Source organism: Gordonia sp. UBA7860 (assembly GCF_002500165.1).
In the GTDB taxonomy this organism is placed as follows: domain Bacteria; phylum Actinomycetota; class Actinomycetes; order Mycobacteriales; family Mycobacteriaceae; genus Gordonia; species Gordonia sputi.
This window is the reverse complement of sequence record NZ_DLSO01000206.1, coordinates 1,105-20,100: the sequence shown is the minus strand read 5'-3', so window position 1 is coordinate 20,100 and position 18,996 is coordinate 1,105. Positions and strand designations below refer to the sequence as shown.

The window sequence follows — 18,996 nt, the reverse complement described above, 5'->3', positions numbered from 1 at the left end:
GCGTGACCATCTCTTCGCTACACGACGACAACCACCGCTCCTTCGCCAGCGACAACTACGCGGGAATCCATCCCGACGTGCTCGCAGCGCTCGCAGCCGCCAACGGCGGACACCAGTCTCCGTATGGCGCAGACGAGTACACGCGCAGTCTCCGCGACGTGGTCCGTGGTCAGTTCGGCGATCGTGCCGAGGTCTACCCACTCTTCAACGGCACGGGCGCGAACGTCGTCGCACTCTCGGCACTTCTTCCACGGTGGGGTGCTGTCATCGCGCCATCCAGCGCACACATCAACACCTCTGAAGGCGCTGCGCCCGAGCGTCTTTCGGGCATCAAGGTGATCGGCATGAGCACCGGCGACGGCAAGCTCACTCCGTCGCAGATCGAAGCAGGAGCTGACGCGCTCGGCGATGAGCAGCTCGCACAGCCTCTGGCGGTCAGCATCACACAGGTCACCGAACTCGGAACCCTGTACACCGCAGCAGAAATCGCCGACCTCAGTGAGACGGCACACCGATTCGGAATGGCGGTCCACGTCGACGGGTCGCGGCTCTGGAACGCCGCCGCCGCTCTGCGGCAACCGTTTCGAGAGTTCCTCACCGACGCCGGTGTCGACATCGTGAGCCTCGGCGGGACGAAGAACGGAACCATGGCCGCCGAGGCGGTCGTGGTGATCGACCCCGACCGCGCTCCCGGCGCCGGATTCCTCCGCAAATCGACCACCCAACTGTCGAGCAAGATGCGGTTCACCTCCGCACAGCTGCTCGCGCTGTTCGACGACGACCTCGGTCTCCGAAACGCCGCGCACGCCAACGCCCTGGCGGCCCGGCTGCGCGCCGAGCTGGAGAAGGGCATCGACGACGGCTCACTCGCCGGGCTCACGTTGACCCAGAAGACTGAGTCCAACACCGTCTTCGCCCGACTGCCGGTCGACATCGCCGACCGCATCCGCGAACGCGTGCACTTCTACGACTGGGACCGAAGCGTCGGCGAGGTGCGCTGGATGACCGCCTGGGACACGACCACCGACGATGTCGACCGCTTCGTCGACGCGATCCGCTGGGGATTCGCGACGACGTGACCCGTCCTCGCCGCGGAGCTGTCACATCTGCGTGCTGTCACATCTGCGTGCTGTGAACCGTCAACAAGGTGTGAGTCAACAACAAGACACTGGGACTGGACACAACGGGCTGGGACAAGCCAGCCAGAGACGAGGTGGTGACATGGTTCTGAACTCGGATGATCGCGCCCACCAATTCGACGCGGAGCGCCCACGCCTGATCCGCGTGGCCGGCCGCATTCTGGGCGACGACGCCGAAGCCCAGGATGTTGTGCAGCAGGCCTGGCTGCGAATGAACGCGACCGAGACCGACATCGAAGATCTGCCGGCTTGGCTGACCACCGTCACCAGCAGGCTGTGTCTCGACCGACTGCGGGCCCGAATCCCCGAGGCCGCAGAACCCGCGATCGACGAACACTCCGAGGATCCCGATCCCGCTGACGTGATCGCGCTGTCGGATTCAGTGGGGATCGCGCTCACCGTGGTTCTCGACCGCCTGTCACCCGCCGAACGCGTCGCGTTCGTCATGCATGACACCTTCGGTTTCGACTTCGCGACCATCGCGTCAGCACTCGACATCACGCCCACGGCCGCACGCAAACTCGCCTCGAGGGCCAGGGCAAAAGTACGCCAACCCGCGGCCGACCACACCCTCGCCGACTGGGAGGTCGTCGACGCGTTCATGGCTGCAGCCCGCGACGGTGACTTCGAGCGTCTTCTCGAGCTCCTGGCTCCCGACGCCCAGGTCAGAGCCGACGACGTTGCGATAGCCACCGGCACCCCCGCCCAGATCGACGGCCGACGCAGCATCGCCGATTTCTTCAACGGGAGCGCCAAGGGCGCGCTGGCGGTCTTCGTCGACGACCGCCCGGCGTCGGCGTGGTTCCATCGCGGCGCCGCGATGGTCCTGTTCGACTTCGACGTGGTCGACGGCATGGTCGCCCGGATCACGTTCCGCGCCGATCAGGACGTTCTCGGCCGTGTTGTCCGACGCGAGAAGAACGAGTACCGCGCCTGACCTCGTTCGGTCACATTCGAGGCCGCCGATTCGTCATCCCTGTGCAGCACCAAGAAATCTATGACCAAGAACCGCCCGTGCACAAAGCACGGCCCTTTATTGAGGAGATCCGATGAAAACCATGACCTGCACGCAACTCGGCGGCCCCTGCGAACTGGCGCACCACGGCGCGACCGCCGACGAGATCATCAAAGCGCAGGACCAGCATCTCAAGGATGCCGAAAAAGCCGGTGACACGACACATCAGGACGCGCGCGACGCGATGAAGGGTCGCTGGCGTCACCCTCGTCAGTCGATAGGTTGGTACAAGGGCGTCAAGCAGACGTTCGCAGGGCTGCCCGAGGACTGATCAGGTGAGCCTGTGGAAAGCGCGGTCGCGGTAGACCATCGGCGGTTGCGTCGACGAACCGAGCCGCGTCTCGAGTACCTCGGCAACGACGAGGGTCGACGATCCCACCGCAATCGTTTCGACGACGACACACCGCAGCGCAGCGGTTGCATCACGCAGGACCGGCTCGCCCGACTCGAAACTGGTCCAGCCCTGATTCGTCGTGAATCTGGGTGCCCCTGGACGGGCAAAGGCGTCGGCAACGTCGACGTGTCGGGCGTCGAGCAAACTGATTCCGATGGTGTCGGCGCCGAGCACCGCGCCGGCGCTCCCTCGCGAACTGGTCACAGAGAACGAGACGGCGAGCGGGTCGACGGACACCGACGCCAGGCTCGAGACCGTCAGACCCGCGAGACCCCCAGAGGTCTCGGCGGCGACAATGGCAACTCCCGCGGGGTGAAGACGAAACGCGGTGGTGAAGGCAGTGCGCGCATCCACCGCGTCAGAAAGCGACTGCATACCGTCGACGATAAAACCTCAACAGCACTTCAAGTCCATGAGATGGGAGGCAAATCACCCCGCGGGAGCTGCCGATATCGTCATTCGAGCACGAACACCGGGATCTGACGATCGGTCTTGGTCTGGTATTCGGCGTAGGGCGGGTATGCGGCCACCGCAAGCTCCCACCAGTGCTCACGCTCATCGCCCTCGACCTCGCGGGCGGTGAGTTCGTACACCTTGTCGCCGTCCTGGACTGTGATCTGCGGATTCGCCTTGACGTTGAAGTACCACGCCGGATGTTCGGGAGCGCCACCCTTCGACGCGACCATGGCGTACTTGCCGTTCTCCTCGACGCGCATCAATGGTGTGTAGCGCTTCTTCCCCGACTTGGCACCCGTCGTGGTGAACAGCACGACGGGACGATCGGCAACCAGCACACCGTCGGTCGTCCCCTGCTCGAGGATCTTCTTGGTCTGATCACGTACCCAGTCGCTCGGGCTCAATTCCGGTTGTTCGCTCATGGGTCGCACAACGCCCTCCGCGCCGCGCTGATTCCGCATCGACGCAACGTTTCGATCACGAGTGGTAGGCATGAGAGGGGACCCGACGCGGAAGGACCAGCGACATGGCCATTGCCACCACCAATCCGGCGACCGGAGAGATCGTCCGGGAGTTCGATTCCCTGACAGAAGACCAAGTCGACGAGGCGCTCGACCGAGCGGTCAGTGGTTTCGCGAGCTATCGCACCACCTCGTTCGAGCAGCGCGCGACCTGGCTGCGCGCCACCGCCGACCTACTCGAAGCCGAAGCCGACGGCGTCGCAGCCATGATGACCGAGGAGATGGGCAAGACCCTCGCCTCAGCCAAGGCAGAAACACTGAAGTGCGCGAAGGGCTTTCGCTACTACGCCGACCACGGCGCCGCCATGCTCGCCGACGAGCAGGCCGACGCCGAAGCTGTTGGCGCCAGTCGCGCATATATGCGCTATCAACCACTCGGCGTCGTACTGGCGATCATGCCGTGGAACTTCCCGCTCTGGCAGGCGGTGCGCTTCGCGGCACCCGCGCTGATGGCGGGCAACGTCGGCATTCTCAAGCACGCCTCCAACGTTCCGCAATCAGCCCTGTATCTCGAAGACGTCCTGCATCGAGCCGGTTTTCCGGAGGGCTGCTTCCAGACGCTCCTGATCGGTTCGGGAATGATCGAGTCGATCCTGCGTGATCCACGGGTCGCCGCGGCGACACTGACCGGAAGCGAACCCGCGGGTCGGTCGGTGGCCGCGATCGCGGGAGACGAGGTCAAGCACACCGTGCTCGAACTCGGAGGGAGCGACCCCTTCATCGTCATGCCCAGCGCCGACATCGCGGCCGCCGCGAAGACCGCCGTCACGGCACGAGTGCAGAACAACGGCCAATCCTGTATCGCCGCAAAACGATTCATCATCCACGCCGACGTGTACGACCAGTTCGTCGACCATTTCACCGAGGGATTCCGCGGCCTCGTCATCGGAGATCCCACCGACGACGCCACCGACGTCGGACCGCTCGCCACCGAACAGGGGCGCACCGATCTCGAAGAACTTGTCGACGACGCTGTCGGCAAGGGCGCGAAGGTACTCATCGGTGGCAGCAGAGTCGAGCGGCCCGGATGGTTCTACGAACCGACGATCCTCGCCGACATCACCGACGACATGGAGATCTACTCCGCCGAAGCGTTCGGTCCGGTAGCAGCGCTGTACCGCGTCGAGGACATCGACGAGGCGATTGCGATCGCCAACGACACCACCTTCGGCCTCGGCGGAAACGCCTGGACCACCGACGAGGCCGAACAGGATCAGTTCATCGACCGGATCGATTCGGGCCAGGTGTTCATCAACGGCATGACCACCTCGTATCCCGAACTGGGATTCGGCGGGATCAAGCGATCAGGCAATGGCCGCGAACTGACCTCCCACGGCATCCACGAGTTCTGCAACATCAAGACGGTATGGATTGCCTGATCGGAGCCTGATCGTCAAACAAGTCGACGGCCTCGCGCTCGAGCTTCACTGCCGCCTCGTGAAAGGCGACTCCAGGCCCCACTTCATCGAGTCGTAGGCTTGATGTGTGGTTGATTTTGCATATGTCATCGCCGGTTCGGAAGCGACTGGCGGCGCCGGGATTCAAGTCGATCTGAAGACCTTCCAGGAGCTGGGTGTCTACGGAGTCGGCACCATCACCTGCATCGTCTCGTTCGATCCGAAGAACGGGTGGGCGCACCGGTTCGTCCCCGTCGAACCGGACGTCATCGCCGACCAGATCGAGGCGGCCACAGCGACCCACGACCTCGACGTGGTCAAGGTCGGCATGCTCGGGACTCCCGCGACCATCGACGTCGTCGCCGACGCTCTTGCCGCGCGACAGTGGCGGCATGTCGTCGTCGATCCCGTCCTCATCTGCAAGGGCCAAGAGCCGGGCGCCGCACTCGACACCGATACGGCGTTGCGCGAGAAGGTCATTCCGCTCGCGACGGTGGTCACCCCGAATCTCTTCGAGGCGCAGACCCTGTCCGGCATGGACGAGATCACCAGCGTCGACGATCTCGCTGAGGCCGCGCGCCGCATCGCCGATCTCGGGCCGAAGTACGTCATCGCGAAGGGCGGCGTCGAACTTCCCGGGGACGACGCCGTCGACGTGCTGTTCGACGGGTCCGACGTGACAGTCCTTGCCGCGCCGAAAGTCGGGTCCGAGCGAGTCTCCGGGGCCGGATGCACGCTCGCCGCCGCCATCACGGCCGAGTTGGCGAAGGGCGCCGAGATCGGTGAGGCTGTGGCATTCGCCAAGGAATTCACCACGGCGGGCATCAACGGCCGCGTGTCGGGGCACACCCCGTTCGACACGGTGTGGCAGGGCGCTTTCGTGGACGCGCTCGAGGCCTGATCGCTTCAGCCCGCGTGGACCCCGGCGGGTTGTCTGGACGTCGGCAAGCCGTCGCCCGCGAGTTCGCGGGCCTGACCGAACGCCGCGTCGGATGCGTCGGCGAACAACCGTCGGGTCTCGAGGACGAACCGCCATTTCCCGACACCCAGGTCCCTGAGCGCACCACCGTGGTCGACGGCGACAAGCGCAGAGACCGCCAGCGCCAGCCCACGCCAGGCCGCAGCGATACCGGCGCGCTGCCACGTCGGAGTGCGCGCAAATGCCACGCGCAGGCGGTGGCACTGAAACGGCACGTGGCGCACCTCGTCGGCGAGAATCCGCTCGGCAACCTCGGTGAGAAGAGCGTCGTCCCCCTCCGCGAGCGCACGGTAGTAGCGCAGCGCGATCACCTCGGCGATCGCGAGGATCATGATCTCCATCCGCAGCCCCATCGAGCGTCGGAGTCGCACGAACACGGCATCCGACCAGTGTTGATCGATTGGAACAGCGCCAGCGGCACATAGCAGTTCCTCGAGCATTCGCGCGTGATCGCGCTCCTCTGCGACGAAAAGCCGCACCGCGTGTGCGTAATCCGTGTCGCCGGTCGAGTCCGCTTTGGCAATCAGGTGCGCACCGTCACCGCTTTCCCCGACCTGGAACTTCTGCAGACTCTTGACCACCGAGCGCGGCAGTTTCGAACCGCGGCCCCAGTCGGGTTCGCCTGCGCGCACGCGTCGTGGGATGGCATCGTCGAAGTCGTTACGCCAGTATCGGGACGGGTTCATCCGGCCGGGCTAGCGTCTGCTGTCCGATGCTCATTCGGACAAACGATGCCAGCCCGGTGAGCGCGTGCACGAGGGGCTGCAGGGGCGGCCGACGCCGAGTCAAGGATTGGACCCAGCGGGCGTCTGTGGGCACGACGGTCTACTCCTCGTCGTTGCAGTGGACGTCAGTAACGCGAACGATCCAGGGAGCATCGAATGACCCGAACAGTGTCCACATCGGCAACGTCTGCCGAGGATGGCTTCGCTGAGGAATGGCAGCAGTGGCACGCCGCACGCGAGCGTGATCTCGCGGCTCCGCTCGGTTGGCTGTCGATCAACCGCCTCGAATGGCTCGACACCGAACCGTCGCGTTTCGAGGGGCTGCCGGGAACCTGGTGGTTCGACGGCCCGACCGCCCACCTTCGACCGGGCGACGGCGAGTCCTTCGACACCCGCGATTTCGACCTCGAACCGACCGGGCCGGGTGAGGTCGTGGACATCGAAAACGTACACATCGAAGTAGCACGACGCGGCGACGGCTATCTGATCCGCGTGCACGACGAGAACGCACCCACGGTGCGCAATTTTCGTGGCGTTCCGGCTTATGACGCCGATCCCGCGTGGGTCGTCGAAGCGCGGTTCGAGCCGTACGAACAGCCGCGGCCGGTGACCGTCGGCGCCGTCGCGGAGGGTTTGGCCCACGTGTACGTCTCCCCCGGTGAGCTGGTCTTTGACCACGACGGGCAGCAGCGTCGACTCATTGCCTTCAACGGCAAGCAGGGCGGGCTGAGCGTGCTGTTCACAGATACAACCTCGGGAATCACCACGTATGCGGCGAATCGAAGCCTGGCCGTCGACGCCGCCGACGAGGTGCTGCGCAACGGCGGACGTGTGGTGCTCGACTTCAATCGCGCGACCAATCTGCCGTGCGCGTTCATCGACTTCGCCACGTGCCCGCTACCGCCCGCGGGCAATCACCTCGATGTCGAGGTCACCGCAGGCGAGAAGACGCCGTACGAGCGCTCATCTCAGTAGAGCCACGGTCGGTACGCTTCGTCGCCGAACTCCTCGTCCGGAATGTCGTCGAGGCCCGCCATCACCTGTTTGGCGAGCTTCGCGGTGCTCGGCACCTTGGTGGGGTCCCACGTTTCCGGCTTCCAGAGTTCGGCCCGCATGAACGCCTTCGAGCAGTGGAAAAACACCTCCTCGACGTCGACCTCGACGGCGAGGATGGGTCGCTTGCCGCGGACCGCGAGCTGGTCGAAGTACCGACCATCGTCGACGATGCGTGCCGATCCGTTGACCCGCAACGTGTCGCCACGCCCCGGGATCACCGCGATCGCGCCGACGTGCGGATTGGCGAGGATGTTCTCGTAACCGTCCACGCGTCGATTACCTGGGCGCTCGGGGATCGCGATGGTGTGTTCGTCGATGACGTGCACCACCTTGCCCGCGGGGTCGCCCTTGGGTGATACATCCACGCGTCCCGACGCGTCCGATGTGGCCAGAAAGATCATCGGTGTCGCGGCGAGCCATTCGACGTGCGCCGCCAGCAGCTGCGGCATGGCCTTGTTCGCGATGATCTCTGCCGGATGCCCGACGATCTCCCGCAACTGTGCCTGCGTGGTGATCTGCATACCCTCCATGATGCCCAGCCAGCACGATATGAGGTCAACCGGCTGCGGCGGTCGGCAGTTCCAGATCCAGTTGAAAGCCGGCGGCCGTGCGTTGCGCCCGAATGCTTCCACCGTGCGCTTCGACGATGCCTCGCACAATAGCGAGACCCAGACCGGCCCCCGTCGTCGCAGAGTCGACGCGGTCAGACGTGCGCGCGGTGTCTGCGCGCCATCCGATGTCGAAGATCGACCCGAGGTCTTCCGACGACACTCCCTCGCCCTGATCGACGACGCTGAGCACCAGCGTCTCGTCGCCTTCGACTGCACGGACGGTGATCGTGCTCTCATCCGGCGCATGCCGTACGGCGTTGCTCAGCAGGTTGCCGATCGCGCGTGTGATCTCGCGGGGATCCGCCCAGACGACGTGACCGTCAATTCCATCGTCGACAATGCGTATACCTCGACCGGTCGCGATCGCCTGAACGTCCGCCACGGCATCGCTGACAAGATCGCGTAGGACAACAGGCTCGCAACACAGCTCCAACGAACCGGTCTGGAGCTTGGACAGCTGGAACAGGTCGTCGACCATTTTGTTGATTGTGTCGACCTTCGTGCGAATCGTTGCGATGTAGAGTCCCGGCTCGGCTGCCGTGCCATCCTCGAGTGCCTCAGCCATCGCCCTCATTCCGGCGAGAGGTGTTCGCAGATCATGCGAGATCCAGGCGAAGAACTGCCGTCGCGCGGCATCCAATTCGGCAATCTGTGCGCGGGCGTCTGCCAGGCGTCGCGATGTCTCGGCCAATTCTGCTGACACCTCGTCGAATTCGCGCCATCCTGTGAGCGACGCGGTAACAACGTCACCGTCGCCGACCCGGCGGGCATCGGCGACGAGCGCCTCAACCGGCGATCGAATGGCGCGCCCCGTCACCGCCCAGCCGGCGATCATGCTCATCAGCGCCGAGATTCCGATGACATACGCGAGCACGACGACGTCGTGCCCGGACAGGTACATCTCCGCGGCAACCGCCAGGGTGGACACCACGATCGACACCAACGATCCCGCGAGGACGACAGCGCATCGCAGGGCAATACCGCTGTGCGGCGTGAGCCTGAGGACCAGCACCGTAAGGATGGTCACCAGCGCGGTCGCCGCGAACGTGGTGCCCGCGATCAGCAGGACTTCATAAGGGCCCAACATCATTCGCCCCGTGCGGTGAATCGGTATCCGGCGCCCCACTCGGTGTGCAGAAAGCGCGGAAAGCGAGGCTCTGGTTCGATCTTCTCGCGCAACCGTCGCACGTGAACTGTCACCGTCGATGCGTCGCCGAAGGCCCACTGCCACACTTCGCGCAGGATCTCCTCCCGGCTGACAACCCGATCCGGAGTGCGCACCAGATAGAGCAGGAGTTCGTACTCGCGGGCTGTCAACGCGATCTCCTTTCCGTCGACCCACACTCTGCGATGAGCGGGATCGACGCGGAACAGCCCCGCGGTGAATGTCAACGGCGCACTGGTGTTGGCGCTGCGGCGCAACAACGAGTTCACTCGAAGCTGCAACTCCCTCAACGCGAATGGCTTGCCGAGATAATCGTCGGCGCCTCGCTCGAGTCCGGCTATTCGATGGTCGGGTCCATCGAGCGCCGTCAACATGATGATCGGTACCTCAGACACTGCGCGCACCCGACGACACAATTCATCGCCGTCGATCAGTGGGATCATCCGATCCAGAATCAGCAGATCGGGCATCTCCGCGCTGAGCGCAACCCATGCCTTCTCTCCATCGGCGTGCATCGCGACCTCGCACCCCGCAGCACGAAGGTGATCAGCGACGACGGTTCGGACCGCCGGGTCGTCCTCGACGACCATCACTCGTGCGCCTTGCTGCATCAGTCGAGCGTAACCGCGAAATCGCGTGTCCCCCAGCTTCAGCTATTGCGGTGCTGAAATCATTACGGCGCTGAAATGTGGGCTTACGACGCTGAAATGATCGCCGATTGCGCCCTCCGCGATTGCTGTAATTCCTGTCGTGCCGAGTCGGCACATCCACCACGTCAGGAGAAACACATGCGGATCAAGACCTTCGTCGCCAGCGCCTTCGCAGCCTTCGTCGTCGTCGGCGCCATCGCTGGATGCAGCGATCAGAGCACATCTGCGACGACGACCTCGGCGGCCCCGATGTCCGCATCGGCCGAGATGTCGATGGCCCCCATGAGCTCGACGGCTGCAGCACACGGAGCGTTCGCGGGACTCAACGACAAAAAGGTGTCGGGTACCGTCGCAGTGGCCTCAGGCAAGGTGGACCTCGCGGGGTTCGAGTCGGATGAAGGGCCGGATCTACACCTCTACCTAGCCAAGGGGACGTCGGAAGCTGACATCGACGCGGGCGTCGAGCTCGGTAAGGTCGCCTACGACAAGGCTTCTCAGTCGTTCACGGTGCCCGCAGGTGTCGACACCGCCGACTACACCGATGTGGTGGTGCATTGTGACAAGGCCAAAGCCGTATTCGGTGCCGCAGAGCTGATGAAGTGACGACAACGGATTCACGCGTCGCGCGCAGTGCGAGGGTGGCAACAGTTGTCGCCGCCACCCTCGCACGCGTGGCACTTGGCGCGCTCTGGCTGCACGAAGGGATCGTCAAGTATCACGCCGGTTTCGGGCGGGCCGACATTCTTCTCGTCGTGCAGAGTGCAGCAAGCAACGAGCGAGTACCCGGCTTCTACCGCGCGTTCACCCGCGACGTCGTCGGACATATCCCTGCTGCCTTCGGCGTTGGCGTCCCGCTGCTCGAAGTGGCACTGGGTATTGCGCTGATCCTCGGAATCGCCACATTGCCTGTGGCGCTGCTGTCAGCGTTTCAGCTCTGCAACTACTGGTCGGCGGATCAGCTCATCACCCAATACCCGGTCATGCTCGTGCTGTCAGTGGTAGTTGCCACTTTTGCTACAGGAGTCTCACAAATCAACCTCCGTGCAATTGTGATGGCATTTCAACACACAGGAACTGCTGCACCACAACGTCTTTCCGCAAGCGGCAGGGAGGGTCGGTCGATCCTATCGATAGGCCACCACCAGCGGGGCGTGATCTGACAGGCGCCGCGCTGGCGACGATTCCTTGTCCACTGTCGCCGCCACCGCACTGCGAGCCAGACCTGGTGTGGCGAGCTGATGGTCGACGCGCCAGCCGACGTCCTTTGAGAACGACTCCCCTGCCCAGCTCCACCAGGTCAGCGGTCCGGGTCGGTCGCCGTGCACCTGCCGGACCACGTCCACGAGCCGTCGCGACCCCAGGACCGAATCGAACCAGGCGCGGTCCTCAGGCAGGAAGCCATCCATCGACCGGGCAGCGCGCCAATTGGTCACGTCGTATTCAGTATGCGCGATGTTCAGATCCCCGACAAGCAGAAACTCACGGCCTTTCCGCAACGCCGCCAGACGATTTCGGTTCAGCTCGCGGCCGAAAGCACTCAGGAATCGTTGCTTACGTTCGTACTTCGCCCCACCGTCGGGTGCGTCGCGGATGGCTCCTGCTCTCTGTCGATGTGCGGGCAGTCCGCCCTTCGGTAGGTAGAGGCACCCGACGGTCACAGGCCGGTCGGCGAGATCGACCTCGATGTACCTTCCATGAGTGGCGAACTCACTGAGGCCGCGCGCTTTTGGCGGATCGCTCAGCCAGGTCCGCACTGCGGTCGGTGGTGTCTTGGTCAGAATTGCCACGCCGTTGCGTCCGGCAATCGATCCGACGTCGAGAGCGGCCGAGTACCCGGGAAAACCGCCGACTTCCGCTGCTGGAGAACGTAATTCCTGAAGCGCCAGAACATCGGGGTTTCGTTCTGCCAACCACGCGTCGAATCCTCGACGACGCGCCGCTCGGATGCCGTTGACGTTGAACGACACAACAGTGAACGGCTCGGGCCGGTCGTCGGACGTGGGCTCGACGCCGTTCACCGCGTGTGGGTGCCGACGTTGATCACGCGACCGTCGGATGCCCGGTAGAAGAATCGTGTGACGCCCCACGGTTCGTCGGTCAGCGGATGCACGATCTCCGCGCCCGCGGCATGCGCCTGGGCGAGCGCTTCTCGGACGTCGTCGACGAAGATCGAGACGTCGGGGTTGACGGGCGCGGACGCGTCGGCGGTCATGATGCTGAGCTGATGCCCGTCGTCGTCCCCCAGTGTGACGATCCACCCGTGGTCCATGAGGACGTGCAAGCCCAGGATCGCAGAATGCTCAGCAACGGCCTGGCCGAGATCCGAGACGGTGAGATTGGGAACCACGCGATCAACATGCATGCTCCCACTCTCTCACCGACTGCCCGGCCCCACGGCCAGGGCCGCCGTCAACGGCGGTCGTAGGTGAGCACCCGTACACCGCCGGGCAGATCTGTCTCGTCCACCGGGGTGAACAGGGTCGGCGCGAATGGCCCGTTGAACAGGGGCACGCCACTGCCGATGATCGACGGGTTCACTTTGAGCACCAGCCGGTCGATCTCGGGGAGCAACGCATGTGCCAATGTTCCGCCGCCGACGAGCCAAATGTCGAGTCCCTCTTCGCGTTTGAGTTCGCGTACGGTTGCGGCGGGTCTTTCGCGCACGATCTCCACGGCACCGGAGTTGTTCCCGGGAAGAGTCGTCGAGAACACCAGGTGACGAAGATGTGGGTATGCGTCGTCCATACCCGCGGCAAGACTGAGTTCGTACGATCCACGCCCCTCGACGACTGTGTCGAAAACTGTTCCCGCACCGTCGATTCCGAGCGCTGTGCGCGCCGGCGCCGGTAGCGTCTCGGGATAGTTCTCGACGATGAACTGCACAACCGCGTCGGTGATCGGGAAGAAGTCAGCGCCGGAAGGGTCACCATCGCCGGGTCCTGCGATGAATCCGTCAAGCGTCGTTGCCACGTAGTAGACGAGTCTGCGCATCGGTTGATTCTCCCATAACGGACATGAGTCGACGGGGCGTGCGGTTCACTCACACGTTGACGTCGAAACCCAAGTCCACATCGCAGGCAGCCTGCCCGCCTCGAATACCCCAATTTGCGGTCTCGATATCACGAACGATGACCGTGATGTGGTCGGCCGGGATGCCGAGCACTCCCAGCCGTCGTGAAACCTCTCGGTAGAGAGCACGTTTGGCGTCGACGCTCCGGCCGGCAAAGCAGTCGACGACAACAAGGGTGTACGCCTCCGGAGACGACAGGGTCGGCGGTACCGCGAAGCGATGAGGCTCGTGCACAACAAGTCTCACGTGTTTGTCTTCGACAGGGATCGCGAACGCTGCGACCAAGGATTCGTGGACCGCGTCCAGAATCGCCGCCTCGGTCTCGGGGGCGTACGTTCGACGAACTTCGACCTGGGTGCTCGGCATCAAGAAACGATACCTCTGCACTCCACGGCCGGACTCGGCGAACATGCCGCAACGATGTGAGTGCGACGATATAGCAATGACCGCATCACTCGTCGCCAAGGACATCGCCGGCGGCTACGCCCATCGTGTGCTGTTCGATCATCTCGATCTGACAGTCGCGCCGGGCGACGTCGTCGGGGTCGTTGGCGCCAACGGCGCGGGCAAATCGACGTTGCTGGCGGTACTGTCGGGCAGCCTCGCTCCGCTCGAGGGCACCGTCAGCCGGGCGCCCGCCGACGCATTCGTCGGGTGGCTGCCACAGGAACACGAGCGCGTGCCGGGAGAGACTGTCGCACAGTACGTCGCTCGACGAACAGGATGCGCCGCGGCCAGCGAGGCCATGGAAGTAGCAGCCGCAGCTTTGGCCGACGAGGCGCCGGCGTCTGGCGCAGAGAATCCGTCCGATGTGTATTCGGCTGCACTCGACCACTGGCTGGCGACCGGTGCCGCCGATCTCGACGAGCGACTGCCTGCCGTACTCGCCGACGTCGGCCTTCGAACCGGCGACACTCCTCCCGAAGACGCACTCATGACTGGACTGTCGGGAGGCCAGGCAGCCCGCGTCGGGTTGGCCGCGCTGCTGTGTTCACGTTTCGACATCGCGCTCCTCGACGAACCCACGAACGACCTCGATCTCGATGGACTCGCACGACTCGAAGAAGTCGTCAGCGGCATGCGCGGCGGCGTAGTGCTGGTGAGTCACGACCGAGAGTTCATGGCGCGCTGCGTGACTCGCGTTATCGAACTCGACCTCGCCCAGCACACCAACACGGTCTACAACGGCGGCTACGAGAGCTTTCTGGAGGAGCGCGAGGTCGCGCGGCGCCATCGCCGCGAAGAGTACGAGGAGTTCGCCGAGAAGAAGGCCGACCTCGTGGCGCGGGCGCGCACTCAACGAGAGTGGTCGAGTCAGGGTGTGCGCAATGCGATGCGCAAGGCTCCCGACAACGACAAGATTCGACGCCGCGCGGCCAGCGAGTCCAGCGAGAAGCAGGCGCAGAAGGTGCGGCAGATGGAGAGTCGGATCGCTCGACTCGACGAAGTCGCCGAGCCTCGCAAGGAGTGGGTGCTGGATTTCACCATCGGATCGGCGCCGCGATCGAGCTCGGTGGTCGCCACCGTCGCCAATGCCGTCGTGCGACAGGGAGCCTTCACCCTCGGGCCGGTTTCGCTCCAGGTCAACGCCGGCGAGCGGATCGGCATCACCGGACCCAACGGAGCCGGAAAATCGACGCTCCTGCGCCTACTCACCGGGTCCGTGACGCCCGACGAGGGCACGGCCAGTCTCGGCGCAAGTGTGGCGATCGGCCACATCGATCAGGCGCGTGGACAATTCACCGGTTCACAACAGCTGGCCGACCGGTTCGAGCAACTCGTCGGCGACTATTCGACCGAGCAGGTGCGAACACTGCTGGCGAAGTTTGGCCTCCGCGCCGACCACGTCGACCGCGCCATCGGCGACCTGTCACCGGGCGAGCGCACACGCGCGGCGTTGGCGCTGCTTCAGGCGCGCGGAGTCAACGTACTCGTGCTCGACGAACCGACCAACCATCTCGACCTGCCGGCGATCGAACAGCTTGAAGCGGCACTCGAGTCGTTCGACGGCGCGCTGCTCCTGGTCACCCACGACCGTCGGATGCTCGAGAAGGTGCGTATCGATACGCGGTGGCACGTCGACGGCGGGCGGGTCAGCGTGCAGTGACCCCCCGCGACCGTCACGATGGTGGGGCATTTAGCGGTGTGGCCTTGCGGTTCCCCACCCGAGCGGTATCTGCGCCTCTGGGCAACCGCAACCCGGTTGGTCGCCAACCGTTGGTCCCGGAATCGAAAAAACCCCTTCCGACGCTTGTCGGAAGGGGTTTCACAGCGTCGGGCTGACAGGATTTGAACCTGCGACCACTTGACCCCCAGTCAAGTGCGCTACCAAACTGCGCCACAGCCCGTTGCCCTCTCGCGAGGGCCTCGACAACATTAGCCGACGGCGGCCGTTCGAGGCTAATCGCCTGGTCACGGCCGTGCCCGCCCACTGACTACGAGGTAGTCGAACGCTTCTTGTACCAGATCCACAAGCCGGTCACGATGAATGCGCTGACCAACGAGCCGATGATCCCGCTCGGCCGAAACGAGATGCCGTCGCCCGAGAGCAGGCTGACCAACAGTCCGCCGATGAACGAACCGACGATGCCGGCGACGATCGCCAACCCCCAGTCGATGTTCCACATGTTCTTGCCGCCGATGATCAACTGCGCGAGGGCGCCGATAACCATTCCGAATACGATGATCGCCAAGATAAGCACGCCTGGCGGTATGCCACGGCTCCCGGCGCGCTCCGTCTTCCGGGGCGGTCAGCGTTTTGCTTCTACCCGACCTGCGTGCAGCTACCTTCGACGCTGCCGAAGGTAGCTGCACACAGATGAGGTAAATCGACGCTTCGTCCGCCCTATTTCTTCCGACGGTCTCGCTTGTCGCGCACGCGCACGTTGATCCGGACCGGCGAGCCGTCGAAGTTGAATTCCTCGCGGAGGCGACGCTCCAGGAAGCGGCGGTAGCCCGCCTCCAGGAATCCGGTCGTGAACAGCACGAACGTCGGTGGTCGCACCGATGCCTGGGTCGCGAACATCACGCGCGGCTGCCGTCCTCCGCGAAGAGGAGGCGGATTTGACGCGATGACGTCTTTGAGCCAGTTGTTGAGCTGGCCGGTGGAGATGCGCTTGTCCCACGACTCCAGCGCACCTTCGAGGGCAGGCACCAGCTTTTGGACCGCGCGTCCGGTCATCGCCGAGATGTTCACACGCCGTGCCCACGGCACGCGGGCGAGTTCGCGGTCGATCTCCTTGTCGAGCTGGTAGCGACGATCCTCGTCGACCAGATCCCACTTGTTGAACGCGATCACCAAGGCACGTCCGGTCTCGATGATCAGCGACAGCACGCGTAGATCCTGCTCGGTGATCGGCTCCGACGCGTCGATCAGCAGGATCGCGACCTCGGCGGCCTCGAGCGCCGACCTCGTGCGCAGCGACGCGTAGTACTCATGCCCACTGGCGGTGTGCACCTTGCGGCGCAAGCCCGCGGTGTCGACGAACAGCCAGGGCCGTCCGTCTAGTTCGACGAGCTCGTCGACGGGGTCGACGGTGGTGCCCGCGACATTGTCGACGACCGAGCGATCAGAACCTGCGAGCTTGTTGAGCAGCGAACTCTTCCCGACGTTGGGCTTACCCACGAGCGCCACGCGACGGGGACCGCCGAACGCAGGCGCCGCATCCCGCGGGGTCTCGGGCATTTTCTCCAGGATCACGTCGAGAAGATCACCTGCTCCCCTGCCGTGCGCAGCGGAGACCGTATGCGGTTCACCGAGTCCCAGCGACCAGAGCGACGCAGCCTCGGCCTCGAGCTTCTCGCTGTCGACCTTGTTGGCAACGAGAATGACCGGCGTCTTCGACCGTCGAAGCACGCGCGCAACGGCCTCGTCTGTCGCGGTGGCGCCGACCGTGGCGTCGACGACGACCACGATGACGTCGGCAGTCTCCATCGCCGATTCGGCCTGTTTCGCAACAGCCTGCTGCAAACCCTTGGCATCGGGTTCCCAACCGCCCGTATCCACGACGGTGAATCGGTGCCCCGACCACGACGCCGAATACGACACACGGTCGCGGGTGACGCCGGGAATATCTTCGACGACGGCCTCACGACGGCCGAGGATGCGGTTGACCAACGTCGACTTGCCCACGTTGGGACGGCCGACGATCGCCACGACGGGGAGGCGCTCGGGTTCGCCGCCCTGCTCGCCGAGGTCGAATTCGCTCAGTTCCCAATCGGTTTCGTCCGACCAGATACCGTCGCCCGGTTGGGCGGTTACATCGGTAGTGATGAAGTCATCGTGCTCGGTCACACGGCACCTCCGGTTCGTGTCTGGACCAGTCCGGCGAGTTCGTCGAGAACCTGCTCGAGCGACAGGTCGCTGGTGTCGACGATGACCGCGTCGTCTGCTGGTCGCAGTGGCGATACGGTCCGCGTCGAGTCGAGATGATCGCGGCGGTTCACACTCTCGAGAACCTGCTCGAAATCGCTGTCACGACCGGCGGCAAGGTTCTGCCGATGTCGTCGTAGCGCCCGCGCTTCGGGCGTCGCGGTGAGAAAGATCTTGACCTGCGCGTCGGGAAAAACGACGGTCCCGATGTCTCGGCCCTCGACGACGACGAAATCGTCGACTGCGTGAAGCCGTTGCAGCGCAACCATCTTCGACCGCACGGCGGGTACCGCGGAGACCGCGGAGACCGCGTTGGTCACCTCGTCGGTGCGAATCGGCGCCGACACGTCGTCACCGTCGAGGAACACCCAGGATCCGCCCGATCCGTCTGCGCGCAGTTCGATCCGTGCGTCGGCAACGACCGCGGCTATCGCGTCGGGAGCCTCAGGCGAGACACCTGCCCGCTGCACGGCGAGCGTCGCGGCACGGTACATGGCCCCGGTGTCGAGGTAGTGCGCACCGACCCGCTGCGCGAGAAGCTTTGAGACAGTGGACTTTCCGGTCCCCGCGGGTCCGTCGATCGCGATCACGCGCGATGGCATGACGGACTCGCTCACATCCCCACCGCCTTGTACAGCGCACCGACCTCGTCACGCCCGAGTACTCGCAGCGTTCCGGGACGCTGCTCCCCGAGTGCCACGTTGCCGATGTGGGTGCGGACCAACGAGGTCACCGGGAACACGACGGATTCCATGAGTCGACGCACGATCCGATTTCGGCCCTCGTGCAGAGTGATTCGCACCAGCGACTGTCCGTCGTTGACGTCCATCACGGTGAATCCGTCGACGGACACCGGCCCGTCGTCGAGTTCGACGCCGTCGCGCAGCGTGCGCGAGAGACCACGCGGAACCTCGCCCTTGACCGTCGCGAGGTAGGTCTTGGGAACCTCGTAGGACGGGTGCATCAGCCGATGGGCGAGCTCTCCGTCGTTCGTCAGCAGCAGCAAACCCTCGGTCTCGGCGTCGAGTCGGCCGACGTGGAAGAGTCGCTGGCCCGCCATGACGCGTTCGGCGACGATGTCGCCGACGCAGGGGCGGCCCTGGTCGTCGGCCATTGTCGACTGCCAACCCTTGGGTTTGTTCAACGCGAGGTACTGCTTGGTCTCGTCGATGATGACGCGAGCACCGTCGACGCGAATGACCGCGGTGTCGGGGTCGATGCGCAGCCCCTGCTCGGTCACGACTTCGCCGTCGACCTCGACGCGACCGGCGGCGATCATCTCCTCCGCGCCACGACGCGACGCGACGCCGGCCTGTGCGAGAACCTTCTGAAGACGTACGCCGTCGTCGACATAGGTCGCGTGGCCACTCTCGTCGGAGCCGCCCTGGTGACGTGCTGGTCGCGCGTTGTTCAGCCTGATGCGCCCTGCCTCGACGTCGGGCGTCG

Annotated in this window: 23 protein-coding genes and 1 tRNA gene; 9 read left to right on the top strand and 15 right to left on the bottom strand. The window is 64.6% G+C overall.

The features are described from left to right. Nucleotides 1-2: 2 nt before the first annotated feature. The 3 genes from B3T59_RS24245 (at nt 3) to B3T59_RS24235 (ending at nt 2,425) form a co-directional block, all read left to right on the top strand. Entirely contained in the window at nt 3-1,079 is a 1,077-nt protein-coding gene (locus tag B3T59_RS24245; RefSeq protein ID WP_287005337.1) for a threonine aldolase family protein, read from the top strand. A 142-nt stretch (nt 1,080-1,221) separates the two neighbouring features. After that, a complete protein-coding gene (locus tag B3T59_RS24240) occupies nt 1,222-2,076 on the top strand; it encodes a sigma-70 family RNA polymerase sigma factor (RefSeq protein WP_251723457.1) in 855 nt (284 codons plus the stop codon). Between the two features lie 112 nt (nt 2,077-2,188). Further along, nucleotides 2,189-2,425: a hypothetical protein gene (locus tag B3T59_RS24235; protein ID WP_005206920.1), complete on the top strand. Its 237-nt coding sequence runs from the start codon at nt 2,189-2,191 to the stop codon at nt 2,423-2,425. Here B3T59_RS24235 and B3T59_RS24230 read toward each other — a convergent pair whose 3' ends face one another. Both B3T59_RS24230 and B3T59_RS24225 read right to left on the bottom strand, forming a co-directional pair. Continuing rightward, nucleotides 2,426-2,923, bottom strand: a complete 498-nt coding sequence (locus B3T59_RS24230; RefSeq protein ID WP_251723455.1) for a flavin reductase family protein — start codon at nt 2,921-2,923, stop codon at nt 2,426-2,428. A gap of 80 nt (nt 2,924-3,003) precedes the next feature. After that, on the bottom strand, nt 3,004-3,426 hold the full coding sequence (locus tag B3T59_RS24225; RefSeq protein WP_005206924.1) for a nitroreductase family deazaflavin-dependent oxidoreductase: 423 nt from the start codon (nt 3,424-3,426) through the stop codon (nt 3,004-3,006). Between the two features lie 104 nt (nt 3,427-3,530). On the opposite strand from B3T59_RS24225, the gene B3T59_RS24220 reads away from it, so the two are divergent. Both B3T59_RS24220 and thiD read left to right on the top strand, forming a co-directional pair. Beyond that, nucleotides 3,531-4,904: an NADP-dependent succinic semialdehyde dehydrogenase gene (locus B3T59_RS24220; RefSeq protein ID WP_251723453.1), complete on the top strand. Its 1,374-nt coding sequence runs from the start codon at nt 3,531-3,533 to the stop codon at nt 4,902-4,904. Between the two features lie 106 nt (nt 4,905-5,010). Then, nucleotides 5,011-5,823 (top strand): bifunctional hydroxymethylpyrimidine kinase/phosphomethylpyrimidine kinase, encoded by an 813-nt coding sequence (gene thiD, locus B3T59_RS24215; RefSeq protein WP_251723452.1) that lies wholly within the window; start codon nt 5,011-5,013, stop codon nt 5,821-5,823. Between the two features lie 5 nt (nt 5,824-5,828). On the opposite strand, the gene B3T59_RS24210 is transcribed toward thiD, so the two are convergent. Then, nucleotides 5,829-6,587 (bottom strand): ferritin-like domain-containing protein, encoded by a 759-nt coding sequence (locus B3T59_RS24210; RefSeq protein WP_287005336.1) that lies wholly within the window; start codon nt 6,585-6,587, stop codon nt 5,829-5,831. Between the two features lie 195 nt (nt 6,588-6,782). Here B3T59_RS24210 and B3T59_RS24205 point away from each other — a divergent pair, with 195 nt between their 5' ends. Then, nucleotides 6,783-7,601 (top strand): DUF1684 domain-containing protein, encoded by an 819-nt coding sequence (locus B3T59_RS24205; RefSeq protein ID WP_251723449.1) that lies wholly within the window; start codon nt 6,783-6,785, stop codon nt 7,599-7,601. On the opposite strand, the gene B3T59_RS24200 is transcribed toward B3T59_RS24205, so the two are convergent. Genes B3T59_RS24200 through B3T59_RS24190 form a run of 3 tightly spaced genes read right to left on the bottom strand, consistent with a single transcriptional unit; the run spans nt 7,595 to nt 10,069 of the window. Beyond that, a complete protein-coding gene (locus B3T59_RS24200; protein WP_251723448.1) occupies nt 7,595-8,203 on the bottom strand; it encodes an MSMEG_1061 family FMN-dependent PPOX-type flavoprotein in 609 nt (202 codons plus the stop codon). The genes B3T59_RS24205 and B3T59_RS24200 overlap by 7 nt on opposite strands. Before the next feature lie 34 nt (nt 8,204-8,237). Continuing rightward, the gene (locus B3T59_RS24195) at nt 8,238-9,380 is read right to left on the bottom strand and encodes a sensor histidine kinase (protein WP_251723447.1); all 1,143 of its coding nucleotides are present in this window, start codon (nt 9,378-9,380) and stop codon (nt 8,238-8,240) included. Further along, on the bottom strand, nt 9,380-10,069 hold the full coding sequence (locus B3T59_RS24190) for a response regulator transcription factor (protein ID WP_005206937.1): 690 nt from the start codon (nt 10,067-10,069) through the stop codon (nt 9,380-9,382). Before B3T59_RS24190 ends, B3T59_RS24195 begins: the two co-directional genes overlap by 1 nt. Nucleotides 10,070-10,246: 177 nt before the next feature. Between B3T59_RS24190 and B3T59_RS24185 the strand changes: the two genes are divergently transcribed. Both B3T59_RS24185 and B3T59_RS24180 read left to right on the top strand, forming a co-directional pair. Continuing rightward, nucleotides 10,247-10,711 carry a DM13 domain-containing protein gene (locus B3T59_RS24185; RefSeq protein WP_251723446.1) on the top strand — a complete coding sequence of 155 codons (465 nt, stop codon included), beginning with the start codon at nt 10,247-10,249 and terminating at the stop codon, nt 10,709-10,711. A 68-nt stretch (nt 10,712-10,779) separates the two neighbouring features. After that, nucleotides 10,780-11,268 carry a hypothetical protein gene (locus B3T59_RS24180; protein WP_251723445.1) on the top strand — a complete coding sequence of 163 codons (489 nt, stop codon included), beginning with the start codon at nt 10,780-10,782 and terminating at the stop codon, nt 11,266-11,268. On the opposite strand, the gene B3T59_RS24175 is transcribed toward B3T59_RS24180, so the two are convergent. From B3T59_RS24175 to B3T59_RS24160, 4 genes are read right to left on the bottom strand one after another with little or no spacing between them, the layout of a single operon-like run. Further along, entirely contained in the window at nt 11,233-12,126 is an 894-nt protein-coding gene (locus B3T59_RS24175; protein ID WP_251723444.1) for an exodeoxyribonuclease III, read from the bottom strand. The two genes, B3T59_RS24180 and B3T59_RS24175, sit on opposite strands and share 36 nt — an antisense overlap. Further along, a complete protein-coding gene (locus B3T59_RS24170) occupies nt 12,123-12,470 on the bottom strand; it encodes a VOC family protein (RefSeq protein WP_251723443.1) in 348 nt (115 codons plus the stop codon). The genes B3T59_RS24175 and B3T59_RS24170 overlap by 4 nt, the downstream gene beginning before the upstream one ends. A 47-nt stretch (nt 12,471-12,517) precedes the next feature. After that, entirely contained in the window at nt 12,518-13,099 is a 582-nt protein-coding gene (locus B3T59_RS24165; RefSeq protein WP_251723442.1) for a dihydrofolate reductase family protein, read from the bottom strand. 49 nt (nt 13,100-13,148) lie between these two features. Next, entirely contained in the window at nt 13,149-13,544 is a 396-nt protein-coding gene (locus B3T59_RS24160; RefSeq protein WP_251723441.1) for a tautomerase family protein, read from the bottom strand. Nucleotides 13,545-13,620: 76 nt separating this feature from the next. Here B3T59_RS24160 and B3T59_RS24155 point away from each other — a divergent pair, with 76 nt between their 5' ends. After that, nucleotides 13,621-15,285: an ABC-F family ATP-binding cassette domain-containing protein gene (locus B3T59_RS24155; protein WP_251723440.1), complete on the top strand. Its 1,665-nt coding sequence runs from the start codon at nt 13,621-13,623 to the stop codon at nt 15,283-15,285. Between the two features lie 167 nt (nt 15,286-15,452). Here the strand turns inward: B3T59_RS24155 and B3T59_RS24150 are convergent. The 5 genes from B3T59_RS24150 to B3T59_RS24130 form a co-directional block, all read right to left on the bottom strand. Further along, nucleotides 15,453-15,526: transfer RNA gene (locus tag B3T59_RS24150), tRNA-Pro, on the bottom strand. A gap of 87 nt (nt 15,527-15,613) precedes the next feature. After that, nucleotides 15,614-15,880, bottom strand: a complete 267-nt coding sequence (locus B3T59_RS24145; RefSeq protein WP_064863775.1) for a GlsB/YeaQ/YmgE family stress response membrane protein — start codon at nt 15,878-15,880, stop codon at nt 15,614-15,616. 143 nt (nt 15,881-16,023) lie between these two features. After that, a complete protein-coding gene (der, locus tag B3T59_RS24140) occupies nt 16,024-17,472 on the bottom strand; it encodes a ribosome biogenesis GTPase Der (RefSeq protein ID WP_251724019.1) in 1,449 nt (482 codons plus the stop codon). Further along, nucleotides 17,469-18,152: a (d)CMP kinase gene (gene cmk / locus B3T59_RS24135; protein WP_064863785.1), complete on the bottom strand. Its 684-nt coding sequence runs from the start codon at nt 18,150-18,152 to the stop codon at nt 17,469-17,471. The genes der and cmk overlap by 4 nt, the downstream gene beginning before the upstream one ends. 11 nt (nt 18,153-18,163) lie before the next feature. Next, a partial coding sequence (locus B3T59_RS24130) for a pseudouridine synthase (protein WP_287005333.1) occupies nt 18,164-18,996 on the bottom strand: 833 nt, incomplete at its 5' end.